The sequence below is a fragment of the Micromonospora sp. NPDC047753 genome, from assembly GCF_040642735.1.
Taxonomy (GTDB): domain Bacteria; phylum Actinomycetota; class Actinomycetes; order Mycobacteriales; family Micromonosporaceae; genus Micromonospora.
Map to the genome: position 1 here is coordinate 1 of NZ_JBEYSL010000068.1, position 18,933 is coordinate 18,933.

20 protein-coding genes are annotated in these 18,933 nt (G+C 73.2%); 12 read left to right on the forward strand and 8 right to left on the reverse strand.

The window, feature by feature from the left end; all coding sequences use genetic code 11:
* The 4 genes from ABZ749_RS08760 to ABZ749_RS08775 form a co-directional block, all read left to right on the forward strand.
* A partial coding sequence (locus ABZ749_RS08760) for a hypothetical protein (RefSeq protein ID WP_357224579.1) occupies positions 1 to 336 on the forward strand: 336 nt, incomplete at its 5' end.
* 41 nt (positions 337 to 377) lie between these two features.
* Entirely contained in the window at positions 378 to 2,717 is a 2,340-nt protein-coding gene (locus ABZ749_RS08765) for a tetratricopeptide repeat protein (protein WP_357224583.1), read from the forward strand.
* 46 nt (positions 2,718 to 2,763) lie between these two features.
* Positions 2,764 to 3,381, forward strand: a complete 618-nt coding sequence (locus ABZ749_RS08770; RefSeq protein WP_357224589.1) for an ABC transporter ATP-binding protein — start codon at positions 2,764 to 2,766, stop codon at positions 3,379 to 3,381.
* The gene (locus ABZ749_RS08775; RefSeq protein ID WP_357224595.1) at positions 3,378 to 4,799 is read left to right on the forward strand and encodes a DUF6297 family protein; all 1,422 of its coding nucleotides are present in this window, start codon (positions 3,378 to 3,380) and stop codon (positions 4,797 to 4,799) included. Before ABZ749_RS08770 ends, ABZ749_RS08775 begins: the two co-directional genes overlap by 4 nt.
* Before the next feature lie 27 nt (positions 4,800 to 4,826).
* Here the strand turns inward: ABZ749_RS08775 and ABZ749_RS08780 are convergent, their stop codons facing one another.
* Positions 4,827 to 5,858, reverse strand: a complete 1,032-nt coding sequence (locus tag ABZ749_RS08780; RefSeq protein WP_357224600.1) for a PHB depolymerase family esterase — start codon at positions 5,856 to 5,858, stop codon at positions 4,827 to 4,829.
* Between the two features lie 307 nt (positions 5,859 to 6,165).
* Here ABZ749_RS08780 and ABZ749_RS08785 point away from each other — a divergent pair, with 307 nt between their 5' ends.
* Positions 6,166 to 6,744, forward strand: coding sequence for a dihydrofolate reductase family protein (locus ABZ749_RS08785; protein WP_357224605.1), 579 nt, complete (start codon positions 6,166 to 6,168; stop codon positions 6,742 to 6,744).
* Here the strand turns inward: ABZ749_RS08785 and ABZ749_RS08790 are convergent.
* Complete coding sequence (locus tag ABZ749_RS08790) at positions 6,726 to 7,436, reverse strand: helix-turn-helix domain-containing protein (protein WP_357224607.1); 711 nt, start codon at positions 7,434 to 7,436, stop codon at positions 6,726 to 6,728. The genes ABZ749_RS08785 and ABZ749_RS08790 overlap by 19 nt on opposite strands.
* 24 nt (positions 7,437 to 7,460) lie before the next feature.
* Positions 7,461 to 8,933 carry a PLP-dependent aminotransferase family protein gene (locus tag ABZ749_RS08795; protein ID WP_357224611.1) on the reverse strand — a complete coding sequence of 491 codons (1,473 nt, stop codon included), beginning with the start codon at positions 8,931 to 8,933 and terminating at the stop codon, positions 7,461 to 7,463.
* Positions 8,934 to 8,995: 62 nt separating this feature from the next.
* Here ABZ749_RS08795 and ABZ749_RS08800 point away from each other — a divergent pair, with 62 nt between their 5' ends.
* Entirely contained in the window at positions 8,996 to 9,607 is a 612-nt protein-coding gene (locus tag ABZ749_RS08800) for a LysE family translocator (protein WP_357224614.1), read from the forward strand.
* Between the two features lie 7 nt (positions 9,608 to 9,614).
* Positions 9,615 to 10,355 carry a phenylalanine--tRNA ligase beta subunit-related protein gene (locus ABZ749_RS08805; RefSeq protein ID WP_357224619.1) on the forward strand — a complete coding sequence of 247 codons (741 nt, stop codon included), beginning with the start codon at positions 9,615 to 9,617 and terminating at the stop codon, positions 10,353 to 10,355.
* Here the strand turns inward: ABZ749_RS08805 and ABZ749_RS08810 are convergent.
* Both ABZ749_RS08810 and ABZ749_RS08815 read right to left on the reverse strand, forming a co-directional pair.
* Entirely contained in the window at positions 10,328 to 10,930 is a 603-nt protein-coding gene (locus ABZ749_RS08810) for an MBL fold metallo-hydrolase (protein WP_357224623.1), read from the reverse strand. The genes ABZ749_RS08805 and ABZ749_RS08810 overlap by 28 nt on opposite strands.
* A 55-nt stretch (positions 10,931 to 10,985) precedes the next feature.
* A complete protein-coding gene (locus ABZ749_RS08815) occupies positions 10,986 to 11,594 on the reverse strand; it encodes a hypothetical protein (RefSeq protein ID WP_357224627.1) in 609 nt (202 codons plus the stop codon).
* A 43-nt stretch (positions 11,595 to 11,637) separates the two neighbouring features.
* On the opposite strand from ABZ749_RS08815, the gene ABZ749_RS08820 reads away from it, so the two are divergent.
* From ABZ749_RS08820 to ABZ749_RS08830, 3 genes are all read left to right on the forward strand, one after another.
* On the forward strand, positions 11,638 to 12,765 hold the full coding sequence (locus ABZ749_RS08820; RefSeq protein WP_357224631.1) for a DUF5919 domain-containing protein: 1,128 nt from the start codon (positions 11,638 to 11,640) through the stop codon (positions 12,763 to 12,765).
* A gap of 72 nt (positions 12,766 to 12,837) precedes the next feature.
* Positions 12,838 to 13,725: a pentapeptide repeat-containing protein gene (locus tag ABZ749_RS08825; RefSeq protein ID WP_357224634.1), complete on the forward strand. Its 888-nt coding sequence runs from the start codon at positions 12,838 to 12,840 to the stop codon at positions 13,723 to 13,725.
* Between the two features lie 72 nt (positions 13,726 to 13,797).
* Positions 13,798 to 14,034, forward strand: coding sequence for a preprotein translocase YidC (locus ABZ749_RS08830; protein WP_355009073.1), 237 nt, complete (start codon positions 13,798 to 13,800; stop codon positions 14,032 to 14,034).
* A 7-nt stretch (positions 14,035 to 14,041) separates the two neighbouring features.
* Here ABZ749_RS08830 and rnhA read toward each other — a convergent pair whose 3' ends face one another.
* The 3 genes from rnhA to ABZ749_RS08845 are packed head-to-tail and all read right to left on the reverse strand — an operon-like array spanning position 14,042 to position 17,130.
* A complete protein-coding gene (rnhA, locus tag ABZ749_RS08835) occupies positions 14,042 to 14,515 on the reverse strand; it encodes a ribonuclease HI (RefSeq protein WP_091406604.1) in 474 nt (157 codons plus the stop codon).
* Positions 14,516 to 14,525: 10 nt separating this feature from the next.
* On the reverse strand, positions 14,526 to 15,806 hold the full coding sequence (locus ABZ749_RS08840; RefSeq protein WP_357224639.1) for a lycopene cyclase family protein: 1,281 nt from the start codon (positions 15,804 to 15,806) through the stop codon (positions 14,526 to 14,528).
* A 55-nt stretch (positions 15,807 to 15,861) separates the two neighbouring features.
* Positions 15,862 to 17,130: an MFS transporter gene (locus tag ABZ749_RS08845; RefSeq protein WP_357224642.1), complete on the reverse strand. Its 1,269-nt coding sequence runs from the start codon at positions 17,128 to 17,130 to the stop codon at positions 15,862 to 15,864.
* Between the two features lie 144 nt (positions 17,131 to 17,274).
* Between ABZ749_RS08845 and ABZ749_RS08850 the strand changes: the two genes are divergently transcribed.
* Complete coding sequence (locus ABZ749_RS08850) at positions 17,275 to 18,102, forward strand: metalloregulator ArsR/SmtB family transcription factor (RefSeq protein ID WP_357224645.1); 828 nt, start codon at positions 17,275 to 17,277, stop codon at positions 18,100 to 18,102.
* 303 nt (positions 18,103 to 18,405) lie between these two features.
* Positions 18,406 to 18,891, forward strand: coding sequence for a hypothetical protein (locus ABZ749_RS08855; protein ID WP_091406610.1), 486 nt, complete (start codon positions 18,406 to 18,408; stop codon positions 18,889 to 18,891).
* Positions 18,892 to 18,933: the final 42 nt, after the last annotated feature.

Here is an 18,933-nt window from a genome sequence, read left to right on the forward strand (position 1 = left end):
GACCTGCCTGTGGAGCAGGTCCGCGACGCCCGGTTGGGCGGACGTCGGTGGTGGCACACCCTGCGCCGGTTGGCCCGGCACAACCTGTCGGCGGTGGTGGCGGTGTCCGTGCTGGAGTTCGTCCAGGTCTGGAACGACCTGGTGGTGGGGCGGCTGTTCAGCGCGTCGGGGTCCTCGCCGCTCGGGCCGTTCCTGGCCGAGCAGACCCGCAGTTTCGTGAGCAACAGTGGCGCGCTGGCCGCCAGCTCGGTGCTCGCCTCGGTGCTGCCGGTGGTGCTGGTGGTCCTCTCGCGGCGGCACCTGGTCGCCGGGCTCGTCTCCGGGGGCGTGCGGTGACCGGGCCGGGTGGTGCGCGCGGCGGCTCACGCTGGCCGGCGTTGATCGCGATCGGCGGCGTGGTCGGCAGCGTCCTCGCCAACGTGGCCAGCAACCTGGCCGGCAATGTCCTCTCCGAGCTGGCGGCCAGCGTGCTCGGGCCGGTGACCATCGTCCTGGCCTCCGGCGGCGTCGTCGGTTACGTGGTGTACGAGGTGCGCCGCCGCCGGACCGGCCGGGAGGTCGGCCCCGAGCCGACGGAGGTGCTCACCACCCCGGCCGCCGGAGCTCCCAACCTGCCCTACACGGCCGAGTTCACCGGTCGTGAGGAGCACGTCGACGCCCTTGTCGGTCTGCTCGCCCGGGAGCACGCGGTGGCGGTTCTGGGCCGACGTGCGGTGGGCACCTCCGCGTGCGCTGTGCAGGCCGCGAACGAGTGCCGGGAGGAGTTCCCCGACGGTCAGTACTACCTGGACCTGCGGCGGCGCGGCCGACCCCGCTCGGCCCGGCAGGTGCTCACCGCGCTGGCCCGGATCCTGGGCACCGCCCCGCCGACCTCCGGCCGGCCGGACGCGCTCGCCGCCGCCGCCGACGCGCTGCGCGGTCAGCTCGACGGTCGCAAGATCGTGCTGGTGCTGGACAACGTCGACCGTCCAGACCAGGTACGACCTCTGTTGCCGCCCACCGCGCGCACCTGCCGCCTGTTGCTCGCCGGTGGTCCGGCGCTGATCGGTCTGGAGGGTGTGGTCGCGCACTGGATCGCCGAACCGGGCACGTCCGAGGCGGTGGAGCTGTTCGCGACGGCGGGTGGGGCCGCGCCCGCCGCCCGGGTCCGTCGCGCCGACCCACGCACCGACCCGGCGGTACGCGAGATCGTCGACCTGTGCGGGCGGCAACCGCGTACCGTCCGCGCGCTCGGTTACCGCACCGCTCAGCACGGCTGGCGGCACTCCGACGTGCTGGACGCGCTGCGCCGCGCGGTGCAGACGCCACCGCACCAGCGGCTCGCCGTCTCACCGGCGGCCCGCCTGGTCACCGAACGGGACATCGCGTACCGGGCGTTGCCCCGTCAGGCCCGACGGTTGTACCGGCTGATGTCGCTGGTCCCCGCCCCGGTGGACCGGCCCAGCATCGCCGCGCTGGCCGGACGGCACCCCGAGCTGGTGACCGCACTGCTCGACCGGTTGGCCGCGGCGGCGTTCGTGGTCGGCGCGCCCGGCGACCGGTACGAGATCCGCCCCCTGCTGGCCGGCAGCGCCCGGCTGCACCTGCGGGACGCGGATCAGGTCCGGGCCCGGGTCGCCGCGCAGGCCCGGCTGACCCGGCACCTGGCCCGTCGGGCCGAACGGCACGCGGCCAACCTGGCGGTGCTCGGCTCCCCACCCGACCGGGAGTGGTCGCTGCCGCTGGACGACGACCCGTACGGCTGGTTCGACCTGCACCAGGAGCTGCTGCTGGCGGTGGTGCGGGTGCCGGCCGGCGCCAAGGAGACCCTGCCCCGGCGGGTGCGCCGGTGGTGGTTCCGGTTGGCGGTGGCGCTGTGCGGGTGGCTGGCGTACGCCGAGCGGCTCGACGAGTGGGAGCAGGTCTGCCGCACCGTGCTGGCCACCCCGACCGCCGACGACCGTCCGGAGATCGCCGGGTGGGCGCACAACGAGTTGGGGGTGCTGCGTCGACGCCGGCACGACCCGCAGGGGGCGGCGGCGGCGCTCACCCTCGCGGTCAACGAGCGGGGGCGGCGGGGCAACGCCCAGGCGCGGATGAACCTCGGTCTGGCCCTGCTCGACCTGGGGCAGCTCGACGACGCGGTGGAGCACCTGGAGATGTCGCGCCGACACCGCTCCGGCGCCGACCGGGCCGGGCACGCCCTCACCGAGCTGGGCCTGGGCGCGGCCCAACTGGCCCGGGGCGAACCGGACACCGCGCACCACCACCTGGTGCGGGCGGCCAACACGTTCCGGTCGGTGGGTGACGCGCGCGGGTACGCGGCGGCCCTGACGAACCTGGTGCTGGTGCACGCGGCGCTCGGCGAGCACCTGGACGCCGCCCAGGCGTGGCGGGCCGCACTGCGCGAGTACGAGTCGGTCAACGACCCGACCAGCCGGGCGACGGCGCTGCTCAACGCCGGGGCGACGCTGCTGAGCAGCACCCCGGGGCAGGCGCGCACCGCGTACGAGCTGCTGGCCGAGAGCCGTCGGCTGCGCGAGGAGACCCGGCCGACAGCCGGGCTGGCGCGTACCCTGCTCTACCTGGGTGACGCCTGCTCAGCGCTGGGCGACCAGGCCGAGGCGCGGCGGCACTGGGCGGACGCGGCGGCCGTGGCCGAGGAGGTCGCCGACGCCCAGGGGCTGGCCGCCGCCGACGCCCGACTGGACAACGACGCCGACAGCCGGGTGACGTAGGTCGCTCGGGTTGGTCGGTGGCGTGGCTCTGGGAGACTCTGTGATCGTGGACGCGCTCTCGGTACGGGGACTCAGTCGCAACTTCGGCAACCTGGTCGTGCTCGACGAGGTGAGCTTCACGCTCGCGGCGGGCCGGATCGCGGTGGTGCTGGGCCCGAACGGCAGCGGCAAGACGACCCTGCTGCGGTGTGTCGTCGGCGCCGACCGGCCGGACGCGGGTGAGGTGCTGGTGCAGGGCCGCCGGGCCGACGAGACCGATCCTCAGGTGCGGGCGCTGGTGGCCGCCGCACTGGACGACATCGACTTCTTCCCCGACCTGTCGGTGGTCGAGCACCTGGAGCTGGTCGCGTACGCCCACGGGGGTGACGCCGAGCCGGTCGAGGAGGTCCTCGCCGAGCTGGGTCTGGAGCCGGCCCGCGACCAGCTGCCGGTGACGCTGTCCAGCGGGCAGCGCCGCCGGCTGGCGCTGGCGTCCTGTTTCGTCCGGCCCCGCCGGGTGCTGATCCTGGACGAGCCCGAGCAGCGGCTCGACGTCCGCGGGCGACAGTGGCTCGCCGACCGACTCCTGCGGGAACGGGCGGCGGGCACGGCCGTGCTGTTGGCCTCGCACGACCCGGAGCTGATCGACGCGGTGGTCGACGAGCGCATCGAGATCGGCAAGTGACGGCCGCGCCGGCCACGATCGCCGACACGCCGGTCGGGGTGCCGACCGCCCGGCAGGTGCGAACGCACCTGCGCAAGGCACGCAGCCGGCACCACGACCACTCCCTCGGTGACGTGCTCGGCGACGCGTACGTCATGGTCCTGTTCGTGGGCATGTACGGCTGGTTCGCGATCAGCGCCAGCCGTGACCTGCTGGACTCCCCCACCGTCGGTCAGGCCGAGCCGGGCGTGCGGTGGTGGCTGGCGGTCGCCGCGCTGCTGGCGGGCGCGGGGCTGGCCTGGCGTGGTCTGCGCGCGCTCGGCCCGCTGCTGGTCACGCCGGCGACGCAGAGCTGGGCGACCAGCGCGCCGATCGACCGACGGGCCTGGCTGGCGCCCCGTTTCGTCCTGTTGCTGCTGGGCTCGGCGGCCGGCACCGCTGCGCTCGGAGTGGCAGTGGCGGCGCTCGGTGGGGTCACCGAACTGTCCGCCCTGGGCTGGGCGGCGGCGGCCGGCGCGGGGTGGGGCGCGGCCGCGCTGGCGCTCAGCGTCGTCGCCCAGGGCAGTCGGTCGGGGCGGCGCTGGCCGACGGTGGTCGGGGCGGTGCCGATGGTGGCGGCGGCCGTGATCACCGCCCTGGTGGTGCTCGTCGGTCGCCTCGGCGACGGACTGTCCCGGCCGGCGACGACGCCGACCGTCGCGTTGTTCGCCGCCGCGGTGCCGCTCGTCGGCGTGGGCGTGATCCTGGCGGTACGCGCGCTGCCCCGGGTCGACCGGGCCACCCTGACCACCGGCGCGCAGTTCGCCAACGCCGCCGCCACAGCCACGATCCTGCTGGATCCGAGCCTGCTCGCCGGCCTGGTGGAGAGCCGCCGCTGGCGCCGGATCGGCCGGGTTCGCAGCCGCCGGTTCCGGCCCGGCCCCGGCTGGTGGGCGCTGCTCCAGGCCGACGTACGCCGGTTGCGCCGCCACCCGAGCGCCGTGCTGATCTGGGCGGCGCTGATCGGGGTGCAGTACGCTGCCGCGCTCGCCCTGCCCGGGTTGGCAGGTGCCGCGCAGGTGGTGTTCGCTTATCTCGCCGCCAATCGGCTGACCGGCGGTCTGCGGTCGGTCGGTCGCTCACCCGGTCTGCGCCGAGCGCTCGGTGGCAGCGACAACCTGTTGCGCGGGATCCACGTGGTGGTGCCGGCTGTCGGCGCGGGAGTGTGGTGGTTGCTGACCCTGCCGACCGTCGACCCGGGACCGGCCTGGCTGGCGCCGACGCTGGCGCTGGGGGTGGTGGCCGCCGCGTTCCGGGCCGGCACCCGCCCGCCGATCGACTACGGCGGCGCGACGGTCAACACGCCGTTCGGGATGATCCCGGTCGACCTGATGCGTCAGGGGTCACGGGGGCCGGCGCTGCTCGCCGTGCTGGTCCTCGTCCAGCTGTTCCTGGGCTGACCGGTTCGCCCGGCCAGCCCGGGGCACTCAGCCGTCCAGTCGGCGGACCATGTTCATGATGGTTTCGACCTGCGCGCCGCCCTTGATCGGGAAGTTGGTCGCGCCGAGGTAACCCCACCAGTCCCAGCAGCCGTTCGGGTTGCTGAGGGAGGCACCTGCCTGTGGGTACAGGACGATCAGGTTGTTGGTGTCGGCGTACTGGTTGAGGTTGGCCCGGTCGACGAACGCCGTGCCCACCGCGCCGACGCCCTGCGCGCAGCCGTGCAGGGCGACGAGGAGACGGCACGACTGGCCTGCCGCGCACGCGGACGGGACGTAGGCGAAGCCGTTGGCGTCCATGCTCAACCCGTTGGCCCAGCCGTTGACAGCGAAGGTGTTCTGGTTGAACCGGATGAGGGAGCCGCCGAGCCCTCCGGTGTTCGGCGCGTTCACCCCGCCGAGCAGCTTGCGCAGCAGCGTGTTCTGTGGGTCCGCACCGCAGTCGTTGAGGTACGGCGATGCGGTCGCCCCGCACCCGAGCGTGCCGTACGGCGTGACCCAGGAGTGACCGGCGGCGGAGCCGCTGTCGTACTGCACGCTGGCCCCGAAGTGCTGGTAGTACCGGACCAGGTCGTCGGTGACGGACTTCTTGACAGTGGTGTCGTTGCCGCCGTGGAACACGTACACCGGATCGCCGGAGAGGTTGCCGACCGGGTCGACCCAGCCGTACGACGCCCAGGTCCGGGTGTACGCCTGCAGCGCGGACACGTTCGTCGAATACCGGTTGTCGCCGCAGCCGTTGAGCGCCTGGGCGACGGTGTTCTGGGAGCAGTAGTAGGGCCCGGCGGCGAAGACGGCCGCTCCCCTGATCTGGGACGAGTAGGCGACGTGCAGTTGGGTGGCCATGTAGCCACCGGAGGAGACGCCGGCAACATAGACGCCGGAGACGTTGTAGGTGTTCAGCGACCCGGAGACCGGGGGCACGGTGGTGGGGTTGGCGGCGTGGGCGGGTGCCGCCGCGGTCAGGATCAGCAGGAGCGCGGCCGCGAGGGTGGTGGCGGCTTTCAGCGGTGTGGGCATGGGCGGTCTCCTCGGCAGCGCCGACTGGGGCGTCGGCGTGCGCCGAAGCTACCGTGACATAGACCACACCAGATATGACGGCAACCGACACGTCCGCCATCGCTGGAATGTCCCCGGCACCCACTCCCGGCTCTCAGGACCGCTGAAGGTGGCGAGCGCGGCGATCATGGGGTCCCGGAGCCTGATCACGGCGCCACCCGGTCCGGCGGCGCGTTCGGACCGGCTGTCGCTTCCGTCCAAGACAGCGGCGCGACAGCGACCTAGCGTGGACCCGGCAGCTCGCTTCCAAGCCTGAGGAGACAAGACAATGCGCGACCTGGTCTACACCGGTTTCATGTCGCTCGACGGTGTCGTCGACTCGCCCGGCGGCGGGCCGGGTGAGGAGCACCGCAGCGGCGGTTGGGTGTTCAAGGACCTCGAGTTCGTCCCGGAGGCCTGGTCGCTGAAGGGCGAGGAGCTCGCCGACACGACGGCGTTGATGTTCGGCCGCCGCAGCTACGAGGCGTTCGCGCGGGTCTGGCCCGGTTCGGAGGACCACGCCGACTACAAGGAGCTGCCCAAGTACGTGGTGTCGAGCACGCTGTCCGACGACGCGCTCGTCGACGGGTGGGGGCCGACCACGATCCTGCGCTCGACCGGGGACATCGCCGCGCTCAAGCAGGGCGAGGGCGGGGCGATCTTCATCCACGGCAGCGCGGAGCTGGCCCGGCGGCTGTCCGATGAGGGGCTGATCGACCGGTACAACCTGCTCGTCTTCCCCGTGCTGCTGGGTGCCGGCAAGAGCCTGTTCGGCCGGGCCGACCGCGACAAGCACATGCTGACGCTGCGGGAGTCGGAGAGCTACCCGAACGGGATCCTCAAGCTGATCTACGACGTCAAGCGCTGATCGAGGTCGAGGGCGATGGCGCCGCCCGTGCCCTCGCGTAGCTGCCGAACGGTACGTCCGAGGTAGCGGCGCAGTGCCCGGGCCAGGTGCGGCTCGTCGAAGTAGTCGAGCTTGGCGACCACGTCGGCGGCCGGGTCTCCGCCAGCCAGCAGCTCCGCCGACGAGCGGGCCCGCTCGATCTGCCGGACCGCGCCGCGCGTCAGCCCGGTCGCGGCGCGGAACCGGCGTTCGACGGTACGCGCCGAGACGACCGGACCGTGGCCCCGCAGCAGCTCGGCGACGAGCGGGTCACGGACCACGGTCCCGGCCCGGACGAGGCTGTCGACCAGGGCTTCGGCGTCGTCGGGGCCGGGCGTCTCCCAGCGCGTGCCGTCCAGCCGGAACGCCCGGCGCGTGGTGTCGGGGAGCTCGATGCCGCCGTCGACCAGCGTCGGCGTGGGCACGGCCCGCAACGAGGTGCCCACGGCGAACTCGATGCCGGTGAAGGTCGCGCCGTGCGGCACCGGCGCCGTGCCGGCGCGGGTCTCGGGACCGGTGATGCTCGCGTACGCCCGGCCAGCCTGCTCCCAGAACACCAGGCCCCAGCGCACCCCCGCCACGGACGTCATCGCGGTGACCTGCTCGCTCGTGCAGGTCCACACGGTGTCGACCCATGGCGAGTCGGACCCGCGCGTCTCGAAGCGCAGTCCCACTGGCGAAGGATACGCCTGATGGCCCTAATGGGAGCCGAGCGCGGCGGCGACGGCGGCGACGCCGTCCTCGATCTCGGTGGGAGTACGGGCCGCGTAGCCGAGCACGAGGCCGGGCCGGTACGGCCGCTGGCAGTGCCAGGACAGCGGTTGCACCTTCACCCCGAGTGCCAGCGTCGCCGCCGCCAACTCGGTGTCGACAACGGTGTCGTCCAGCGTGATCATCAGGTGCAGCCCGGCGGCGGCGCCGTGCACGGTCGCCGACGGCAACGCGCGGGCCAGCGCGGCGATCATGGCGTCCCGCCGGCGGATGTGTCGCCGGCGCAGCAGCCGCAGATGCCGCTCGAAGGCGCCGGAGGTCATCAGCTCCGCCAGCACCAGTTGCGGTAGCACGGCGTTGCCCAGGTCGGCGTTGCGCTTGGCGGCCACCACGGCCTCGCGCAGCCGCGCCGGCACGAGCAGCCAGCCAACCCGCAGGGCGGGGGCGAGCAGTTTGGACACGCTGCCGGCGTAGCAGACCTGCTCGGGCAGCAGACCCCGCAGCGCCGGCACCGGAGGACGGTCGTAGCGGTGCTCGGCGTCGTAGTCGTCCTCAATGATCAGACCGCCGGCCCGCGCCCAGGCGACGAGCTGGCGGCGGCGGTCACCGTCGAGCACCACGCCGGTCGGGAACTGGTGCGCGGGGGTGAGCATCACCGCCGGTACGCCGCTGGCTGTCAACTCGTCGACCCGCAGTCCGGCGTCGTCGACAGTGATCGGCGGGGTGTCCATGCGCCAGTTGTTCAGGTGCTGGCGCACCCCGAGCGAGCCCGGGTCCTCGACGGCGATCCTGGCGACACCGGCAGCCTGGAGTGCCTGGGCGAGCAGCCCGAGCGCCTGGGAGACGCCGGCCACGATGATCACCTCGGCGGGGTCGACGCTGATGCCACGGTTGCGGCCCAGCCAGGCGGCGACGGCCTGTCGCAGCACGGGCGCGCCGCAGGGGTCTCCGTAGCCGAGGTCGGCCGCGGCGAGGCGGCGCAGCACGCTCCGTTCGGCACGCAGCCAGTCCGCGCGGGGAAAGGCGGCCAGATCGGGTACGCCGGGCGTCAGGTCGATTGACGCGTGCGCCGCGCGTAACGCCTCGAAGATGTCGGTGCCCGGTGCCGGCGGGAAGGTCGTGACCGGTGCTGGCGCGGCGGTCGCTGTGGGTGTGGGCGCGGCCGGCGCGGCGACGACGACAGTGCCGGCCCGGCCCCGGCCGGCGATGTGCCCCTCCTCGGTCAGGCGCTGGTACGCCTCGGTGACCACGCCCCGGGAGACACCGAGGTCGGCGGCGAGGACCCGGGTCGGAGGCAGCCGGTCACCGACCGGCACCCGCCCCTCGGCGATGGCCTGCCGCAGCCGGTCGGTCAGCCAGTCGGCGCGCCCGCCCGGCGTCGCGTCGGTGATGGTCAGGTGCAGGAAGTCGGAGCCGGCCGATATGGACCTCTCGGACGCAGTCGGTTTGGCTCTGCCCATCGGACCATTGTGGCAGCAGAGTGAGAAGGAGCCAGAGCTGCCGACTCCGCCGGAGGACGACCGTGACCATCCCGTTCCTGATCACCACGCTGATCGTGGTGGTCACCCCCGGCACCGGGGTGATCTTCACGCTCTCCGCCGGCCTGTCGCGGGGCGCGCGGGCCGGAGTGCTGGCCGCGTTCGCCTGCACGCTGGGAACGTTGCCGCACCTGCTGGCCGCGATGACCGGGCTGGCCGCGCTGATGCAGACCAGCGCCGTGGCGTTCGAGACCGTCCGCTACCTCGGCGTCGGCTACCTGCTCTACCTGGCCTGGTCCATGGCGCGCGACCGCGACGCCTTCGCGGTGACCACCGACGCCGCACCCCGCTCGGCGATCCGGGTGATCGTCTCCGGCGTGCTGGTCAACCTGCTCAACCCGAAGCCGACGATGTTCTTCGTCGCGTTCCTGCCGCAGTTCGTGGACACCACGGCACCCGGCTCGACCCGGGCGATGCTCGGCTGCGGCGCGGTGTTCATGCTGCTCACCATGGTGGTGTTCAGCGGCTACGGCATCTTCGCGGCCCGGGTCCGCGACCGGGTGCTGACCCGCCCCCGGGTCACCGACTGGCTGCGCCGATCCGCCGCCGGCACCTTCGTCGCGCTCGGCGTGACCCTCGCCCTCACCGAACGATAGGAGCACAGTGCAGTTCGAACATTCTCCTCGGCTTCGCGACGCGTACCCCGATCTGGTCGCCGGGGTGGTGCAGGTCGTCGGGATCACCGCCACCGCCGACGTGGCGGCACGCACGGCCGCCCATCTCGGCGAGGCGCGGCGGCGGTTGGCCGGTGGGGCCGAGAGCGGGTTCCCGGAGATCCAGGCGTGGCGGCGGGCGTACGCGGCGATGGGGCTGCGGCCCACCAAGTACCGGTGCGCCTCCGAGGCGCTGCTGCGTCGGCTGCGCCTCGACGGCGAACTGCCCCGGGTGCACCCGCTCGTCGATCTCTGCAACGCCGTCTCGGCCGCGTACGCCATCCCGGTCGCGGCGCTCGACCTGGACCGGGTCGACGGCGACCTGGTGGTCCGGCCGGCACACGGGGACGAGGCGTACCTGAGCTTCGCGGGCGACACCGAGCATCCCGAACCGGGCGAGGTGACCTTCGTCGACTCCGCCGGGCGGGCCCACGCCCGACGGTGGACGAACCGGCAGAGCGGCTGGTCGGCCGTGCGGGCGGGCACCTCGTCGGTGCTGATCGTCGCCGAGGCGCTGCACCCGGGCGGCGAGCCGGCCGTGACCCGGCTGGTCGCCGACCTCGTGACAGAGCTGACCGAGGTGTGGTCCGCCCCGACGACCGCCGCGGTGCTCACCGCCGCCGCGCCGCGTTTCCGCACCGCGACGGCGGATGACGACCGGGGTCAGGCGGTGTCGCCGGGCAGCAGGTGACGGTAGCCGGGGATCGTCTCGGCGAACCAACCCGCGACACTGGCCAGACCACGGTCGTTGAGCTGCGCGTCGTGGATCGGGTACGCCGCCGCCGCGCCCACGGCGCCGGCGAAGCGGATCGCCTCGTCCAGGCGCAGCCAGGACCCCTGGGCCGGGACGAGCAGGGTGCGCACCGGCTCGTCCGGCACGTGCAGGGCGTCGCCCGGGTGGTACAACTCGTTGCCGATCAGGTAGCCGAGGTTCGGGCAGTCGGGCTGCCCCTCGTGGATCGCGGCGTGCCGACCGCCGTGCGCGCTGACCGGGATGCCGGCCGCCGTGAACCGCTCGCCCGCACGGACCCGGGTGACCGGCAGCGGGGCGTCCTCCGGCAGTCGGGCGCCCTCCGGCGCGTACACGGGGACACCGAGACCGGCGAGCCGCAACACGTCAATGTGGTCGGTGTGCTCGTGGGTGACCAGGACGGCGTCCGCGCCGACCAGGGCCCGCGGCTCGCTCCACGTCCCCGGGTCGACGACCAGCACCCCGCCGTCGTGCTCGACGCGCACGCAGGCGTGCGTGAACCGAATGATCCGCATCAGCCGACCGTACGCCGCCGCGCTGGCGATCGACCTGAGTGGCACCGGCGGGCCGTCAGCGCATCCGTGCGGCCGACGCCCGGAGGATGTAGGCGAACTGCGCACCGAACGCCACCACCGCGACCAGCACCCCGACCAGGACCGTCGAACCGCCCCCGGCACCGACGGTCGAGGCCACCAGGGCGATGCCGAGCCCGCTCAGGACGGCGTTGACCGCGCCCACGAGTGCGGCCGTGGTCAGCAGGAACTCCCACCGCCCGGGACGCGTGCCGACCAGGTTCCAGGCCGTGCTCATGGAGTCGTCGGCCCCCACCGCGTCGGCGAAGAAGTCGTGCTCGCCGGCGAGCTGATGGTGGTAGTAGGCCCGGATGCGCTGGATCCGCAGCAGGTCCAACGAATTCTCCACGGTGGTCTCCACCAGGCGCAGAAACGTCAGCACCCCGATGATGACCAGCGTCGGCAGCACCGCGGCCAGGTACGGCCGAACCAGCCTGTCGTTGCTGGCGACGAAGCCGAGGCCGATCAGCGCCGCCGACAGGACGGACAGGAAGATGGTGGCGCGGCCGGTGGCCTCGGCGATGGTGCCGGCGCGGGACGTCTGCAACGCGTAGTGCTCGGTGGTCAGGACGGTGAGAAGCGCCTGCTCGCGTTCACTCTCGTCCACCCCGCCACCCTCCGTGGTCGCACGACTCCGTTACCGTCAGCCTATGAGCGGTGGATCGGGTCCGAGCGGCGAAGTGCTCGGGTGGGCTGGTCGCGGCGGGCGGCAACGACGGGCCTTCGTCGTCGGTGGGGCACTCTTCGCGATCGCCGTCGTCATGCTGCTGGCCGCCTGGCGCAGCACCGGCTTCCTCAGCGACCTGCTGCTCAACCTCGGGGCCAGCGTGGTCCTCGCGGCCATCTCGTACGTCATCTTCGACCCGTTGTTCGAGGAGGCCCGCAAGGCGCGGGTGCAGGAGCACCTCAGCTTCGACCAGCAGGCGTTCGTGACACGGCTGCACCGCTCCGGGCGTCGGGTGCGCATCCTGGACACCTGGACGATCCTGCTGGAGCAACGGCACCGGGAGGAGACGCTGAGCGCGGTGCGAGCGGCGCTCGCCAACGGCGCCCAGGTGCAGTTGCTCCTGCTCGACCCCGACTGCACCGCCGCCCAGCAACGCTCCGAGGAGCTGGAACGGCAACGGGTGGACGTGCCCCGGCAGATCCGCACCAACCTGCGCCACCTGGCCTCGTTCGCCGACGCGCTCGACTCGCGGCTGCGCCACCGCCTTCAGGTCCGGCTCTACGACGCGTCTCCGTCGATCCAGCTCTACCAGTGGGACGGGCGGGCGCTGATCTCGTTCTTCCCGATCGGGAAGTTGTCGTTCAACGTGCCGCAGCTCGAGGTGGACATGGACAGCCCGTGGGGCGGGTTCGTGCACGCCCGGTTCGAGGAGCTGTGGGAGCACGAGCAGGCCACCCTCGACCTGGAGCGGTACTGGTCGGTCATGGTCACGCTGCGCCACGACGAGTCGGACGTGGTCGAGGTACGCGTGCCGTTCGTGACGGTGGACGGGCAGCACTACGTCGACTGCCGGGGGTTCCGGGTGACCGGGCCGCTGACGGTGCGAGCCGTGCTGCCGCCCCGCGCGCCCGGGGCGACGCCCGGCGTGTTCGCCCTGGCCGAGCTCGCCGACGGGGACCGCACCCCGGTCGCCGTCGTGAAACGGCACTTCGACCAGAAGTACGGGCACGACGACGGCGAGCGGGACGTCCGCCGGCTCGTGCCGCCACCGGGCGATGCCCGTACCCCGGCCCCCCGCACCGCGCCGGCCGGCGACACGCACGCACGGTGACCCCCGACCGACCTCGGGGTTCGGCACAGGAAACAATGGTGGTCCACCCTGATCGCCAGGAGGACCGTCGGCGTGCCGCACCGCACCGCACCGCCGTCCGGGGCGGCGCAGCTGCGCGCCGACTGCGGACGCTGCTTCGGGCTGTGCTGCGTGGTGCCCGCCTTCGCCGCGTCGGCGGACTTCGCCATCGACAAGCCGGCCGGCTCGCCCTGCCCCAACCTGCGCCCCGACCACCGCTGCGGCATCCACACCGAGCTGCGGCAGCGTGGTTTTCCCGGTTGCACGGTGTTCGACTGCTTCGGGGCCGGGCAGCAGGTCGCCCAGGTGACCTTCGGCGGGCGGGACTGGCGGGACGCGCCGGAGTCGTTGCCGGCGATGGCGGAGGCGTTCGCGGTGCTGCGACCGCTACACGAACTGCTCTGGTACCTCACCGAGGCGGTGGCGCTGCGCCCGCCGGCCGATCTGCGCGCCGAACTGGAACGCGCCCGCGCCGAGACGCTGACGCTCACCGAGGGTGACCCGGCGCAACTTCGCGCGGTGAACGTCGCCGACCAACGGAACAAGGTCAACCCGCTGCTGTCCCGGGCCGGCGACGTGGCCCGCGCCCCCGGCGGCGCCGACCGGCGGGGCGCGCACCTGCTCGGGGTGGACCTGCGCCGCGTCGACCTCCGCCGGGCCAACCTGCGCGGGGCGCTGCTCATCGGCGCCGACCTGCGCGGAGCGGACCTCGGTCTGGCCGACGTCACCGGCGCGGACCTGCGCGGGGCCGACCTGCGGGGCGCGGACCTGCGGCGCACGCTCTTCCTGCACCAGACCCAGCTGGACGCCGCCCGAGGTGACACCCACACGGGCCTGCCACCGACGCTCACCCGGCCGGCGCACTGGACGTCCCTGCCGCTCACCCCGGTCCGTCAGCCCACCCGGTCTCCCGCACCCGCCCGTCGGGGCCGGCGTCGCTGACCGCGAGGTTTCGGCCGGGACGACGCCGGGTAGCCAGCGCCGACGCGAACCGGCATCGACGGGGGGCACGGCGTGGGCTACCGAAAGCGCGACGGTGAGCTGCCGGGCGACCCGCAGCACAGTGAGGACGAAGCCGGCCAGGTGCCACTGGTGCAGGTCGAGGCGGACACCGAGGTCCCCGCACCGGCGGACACCGACGTCCGGCCGGACATCGTGACCGAGCCCGACAACTCGGGCGTCGCCGGTGGTTCATCCGGCAGCAGCGGCGGCGGTTCCAGCATGCCGGGGCACCCCGACGCGGCCCGCTGACCCGGGATCAGCGGCTGGTCAGCGCGCCCCGGGCCTCGGTCATGCCCTTGTTGGCGAGCCCGTCGGCCCGCTCGTTCTCCGGGTGGCCGTTGTGCCCCTTGACCCACAGCCAGGTGACCTCGTGCCGTTCGCAGGCCGCTTCCAGCCGCTGCCACAGGTCGGCGTTCTTCACCGGCTGCTTCGCGGCGGTCCGCCAACCGTTGCGCTTCCACGACGCCAGCCAACTGGTGATGCCGTTGCGCACGTACGTGCTGTCGGTGTGCAGCTCCACGGTGACCGGCCGGTTCAGGCTCTCCAACGCCTGGATGGCCGCCATCAGCTCCATCCGGTTGTTGGTGGTGGGCGTGGCCTCACCACCGCACAGCTCCCGCTCGTGATCGCCGTAGCGCAGCAGCGCACCCCAACCACCCGGACCGGGGTTGCCACTGCACGCCCCGTCGGTCCAGATCTGCACGCCCCTGCCGGCCGCCGCGTCCACCATGCCCGGCAACCTACCGGGAGCGGACGTCGTCCTCCCCGCTCGGGGGGCCGGCGCGCCGAGCCGTCGGCGTCGAACCCACCACCGCGGGTGGGATGGCCGGCGCCGGGCGGGCGGGGCGCAGCCGGTCGCGGACCCGGCCTGCGGCGTCGCCGGCGGTCGCGGCGATCATCGGCAACAGCCGGGTCGAATTCATGATGGCGACCTCCTCGGCCGGAGTGGTGCCGCCGTCGAGGAAGCGCAGCACCCGCTCGGCCGGGTTGCGGTCGAAGAGCCGATCGAAGAACTCAGGACCGCCCACCCCGCCCCGGTCCAGCGCGCGCAGCGCCACCGCGTCCATCCAGCGGTGCCGCCGCGGGTACGCCGGCTCGGGCACCGGCGCGCCGCCCGCGGCGAGGGCGCGGGCCACCTGGTCGGCCTGGCGGTACATGGCGGAGAAGGTGAAGCCGGTGGAGGGGCGGGTCGCGCCACCGGCCGTGCCGAGCCGGACCACGCGGGGAGTGGGTCGGGCGGGGAACGGCGCGTCGGTCATCGGGATCACCCCGTTCTCCACCTCGCGCACCCGCAGCCCGGTCGGGTCCAGTCCGAGCAGATCCCGGTAGCCCGCCAGCGCCGCGTCGTACCCGGCGTCGGTGAGCAGGTCCGGCGAGAACTCGGTGTACTCGACCAGGGCGTAGCGGTCGCTCACCGGCAGCACATACCCGAAGGAGACGCCCCGGGGCGGCTGCGGGGTACGGAAGTCCATCAGCACCGCACGGGTCGGGTCGAACACCGGCCGGTCAGCCTCCAGCCACCACCCCCGGAAGTGCTGCAACCAGGTGGTTCGCCCCGCTCGTGCCGGCGGGCGGGGGCGGGAGTCGAGCACCCAGCCGGCCCGTACGCCGCGCCCGTCGCCGGTGCCCACCAGCACCCGGTCGCCGTCGTCGCGCACCGTCTCGGCGGGCGCGACGATCCGAATGGCGTCGAGGCGACGCTCGGCGTCGGCAGCCCGGTCGTAGACCGGGCCGGAGCGGAGCATGGCGTACCGCAGCGGGGTGAGGTCCAGGACGCGGCGTCGCGCCGCCGTCGCCACCTCGACCTGCTGCCAGCTCGCGCTGAGCAGCGGGTCCAGGTCGCCGTCGGGGTGACCCCAGAACGCCCAGGTACGGTCCTGACCGCGTCGGCGCACCGGGTCGACGATGGCGACCCGCAGATCCCGGACGCCGTGGCGGTCCAGTGCGGCGAGCAGCAACGACGCGGCGCCGCCGCCACCGAGCAGCGCGAGGTCGACGTCGAGCGGCGCGGAGTCGGTCACCCGCACCACGCTGCCACACCGACGCGCGCCACCACCCGATGGGCCGCCACGGCGCTCAGGCCACCGGCGCGGGCGACTCGACCGGGGGCGGGTCGGCATAGGCGCGCGCGACGGCGGCGCGGTTGAAGACCCGCCAGGTGGCGGCGGAGACGCCGATCGCCACCACCAACCCGACCCAGTACGGCGCTGTGATGCCGAATCGGGCGGCCAGCAGCCCGCCCAGCAGTGCGCCCACGCAGTTGCCGCCCGCCGCCACGAAAAGGTTCGTGCTGGCCACCCGACCCTGCAGGTTCGCTGGGGTGAGGCGCTGGCGCAGTGAGTTCGACACGATGTTCCACAGCCCGCCGTGCACGCCGAAGGCGAACAGCGCGAACCCGACCACGATGGTGCTGCGGGACGCGGCCAACGCCAGGTGCAGCCCCGCCTCGACGAGCAGGCCGATCCGGATCGTCCAGGTGGCGCTGATCCGGGCGATGATCCGGTCGCCGAGGAGGGCGCCGAGCACCCCACCGGTGGCCATGCAGGTGAAGAGCAGGCCGTAGCCGACGGATCCGAGGCCCAGCCGCTCGCCGGCGAGCAGCACCAGCACCGCGAGCGCGGCGGTGAGGGTCACGTTGAGCAGACCGATCAGCAGTGCCATCGTGCGCAGCAGCCGCTGGTTGGCCAGCCAGCGCAGGCCTTCGACGATCTCGCCGCCCATCGAGCGGGTACGGCGTGCGTGAGTGTCGCCGACGGCGGCCCGGAAGTCCCCGCCGATCAGCGCCACCAGTACGGCGCTGAGGGCGTACGTGACCGCGTTGACCAGGAACGGGCTGCCCGCCGAGAGCGCGAACAGGAAGCCGCCGAGCGGGCCGGCGAGCATGCTGTGCATGAGAGTGGCGCCGCCGCTGAGCCATCCGTTGGCGCGCTCTAGTCGGTGCCGCGGCACCACTACCGGAACCATGGCCTGGCTCGCCGCGCGGAACACGATCTCACCGGTGTTGACCAGGAACAGCACCGCGAACAGGAGCACCACCCCGCCCTTGGCGCTGAGGATCGCCGTGGCCAGAACGGCGAGCGCGACCACCCGGACCAGGTCGATGACGATCATCAGGCGGCGCCGGTCCATCCGGTCCACCAGCACCCCGCCGGGCAGGGCGAAGAGCAGCCACGGCAGCCACGCCACGGCGGACGCTCCGGCGACCACGAGCGGGTCGTCGGTGCGCGACGCGACGAACAGCGGCGCTGCGACGGTGGCCAGGCCGCTGCCCAGGGCCGAGAGGGTGCTCGCCGCCCAGAGTTTGGCGAACACCGGTCCCAGGCCAGCTCCCACGTTCCGTGTCACGGCGAGCGAACCTACCAGCGTCTCTCCGGGCGGCACGGGGATTTATCCCTCCGGCAGAAGCCCGCCCGCGGCCAGGTTGACAGGCAACCCGTTGGTTGCCTAACTTGACAGGCAACCGAATGATTGCCTGTTGTGGGAGGGTCGATGGACGACGCGTTCCGGGCGCTGGCCGACCCCAGCAGGCGTCGACTGCTGGACCGGCTCAACGAGCGCAACGGCCAGACCCTGCGGGAGCTGTGCGACGGGCTGGCCGGCACCCGACAGGCCGTCAGCAAGCACCTGTCGGTGCTGGAGGCGGCCAATCTCGTCACGACCGTGCGGCGCGGCCGGGAAAAGCTGCACTACCTCAACGCCGCCCCGATCAACGCCATCGCCGACCGGTGGCTCAGCCGCTACGACCGCGAACGCGCCGCCACGCTGGCCGACCTGACCACCGCATTGGAGCGACAACCCATGGAGAGCCCGACCTTCGTCTACACCACCTACGTGACCACCACCGCCCAGCGACTGTGGTCCGCGCTCACCGAACCGGCGTTCACCCGTCGCTACTGGGGTGGAGTCGCGCTGGTCTCGGACTGGCAGGTCGGGTCACCCGTGCTGTGGCAGGACGCACCGGACGTCGAGCCGCGCGACCTCGGCCAGCGGGTGCTCGTCGCCGAGCCGTACCGTCGTCTCTCCTACGGTTGGCACGGCTTCCAACCCGAGCACGCCGAGCACTTCGGCTGGTCCGACGAGGAGCTGGCCGCGCGGCTCGGTGAGCGCCGCTCGAAGGTGACCTTCGAGATCGAGCCGCACAGCGGGTCGACCGTCCGGCTGACCGTCATCCATGACGACTTCTCCCCCGACAGCGAGATGCACCGGGCGATCAGCGGCAAACTCGACGGCAGCGGCGGCTGGCCGGAGCTGCTGGCCAGCCTCAAGACCCTGCTGGAGACCGGCGAGCCGATGCCCGACCCGAGCCCGACCGGCTGACCCGAGGGCGCACCGCCCGGCGGTGCATTTCCGCCGTCTCCGGCAATACCTCGCCATCGGCCCAGCGACGACAGCCCGACCGGATGGACATCGATCGGAGCACCGGTGCCGGTCGGGCCGTCAGGGCCTTTCGGCAGCTCACCCCGCCTTCGGGTGGACACGTGACGGCAACGAGGATTTCTCATTTTCACCTGATCGAGGACCCAACCCACCTAGTGTTGGGCACACCGGTGCTAGTCACGGAGTTGGCCACCCGAACGACGTCCCACGCAGTCAGCGGACGAAAAGTGAGGGAAGACGCGTATGAAGGTCTCAACAGCACTCTGCTCGGCGGCGCTCGGCGTGGGCCTCGGCACGCTCCTGCTGCCAGGCGCCGCACTGGCCGACACCACTGTGTCACCGGCCACCACCCCGGTCGGTGGGACCGTCGTGCTCACCGCGACGACCTGCAACCCGAAGTCGGGTGACGCCCTCTTCCGGGTCACCGGCCCCAACCGCGACCAGAACGTCCGATCCACCACGGCCGCCGCCGGAGGCGGGCTGAGCGCCGAACTCTTCACCGCCGGATTCACCCTGGGCACGTACACGGTGGCGGCGACCTGCGGCGACGGCAGCTCGGCCGGCACCGCCACCTTCGCCGTCACCCCGATCGGCGGCGCGCCGGCCGGCTCCGGCGGCGACAACCGTGACACCGGCGCTCTCGCCGCCGGCGGCACGCTGCTCGGCACCGCCCTCGCCGGCGCGGTGATCCTGATCCGCCGGCGCCGTCCGGTGTCCACTGTCGCCTGATCGGCGACCGTTCCATCCCTGAGACGGGTGCCCGCGCCGGTG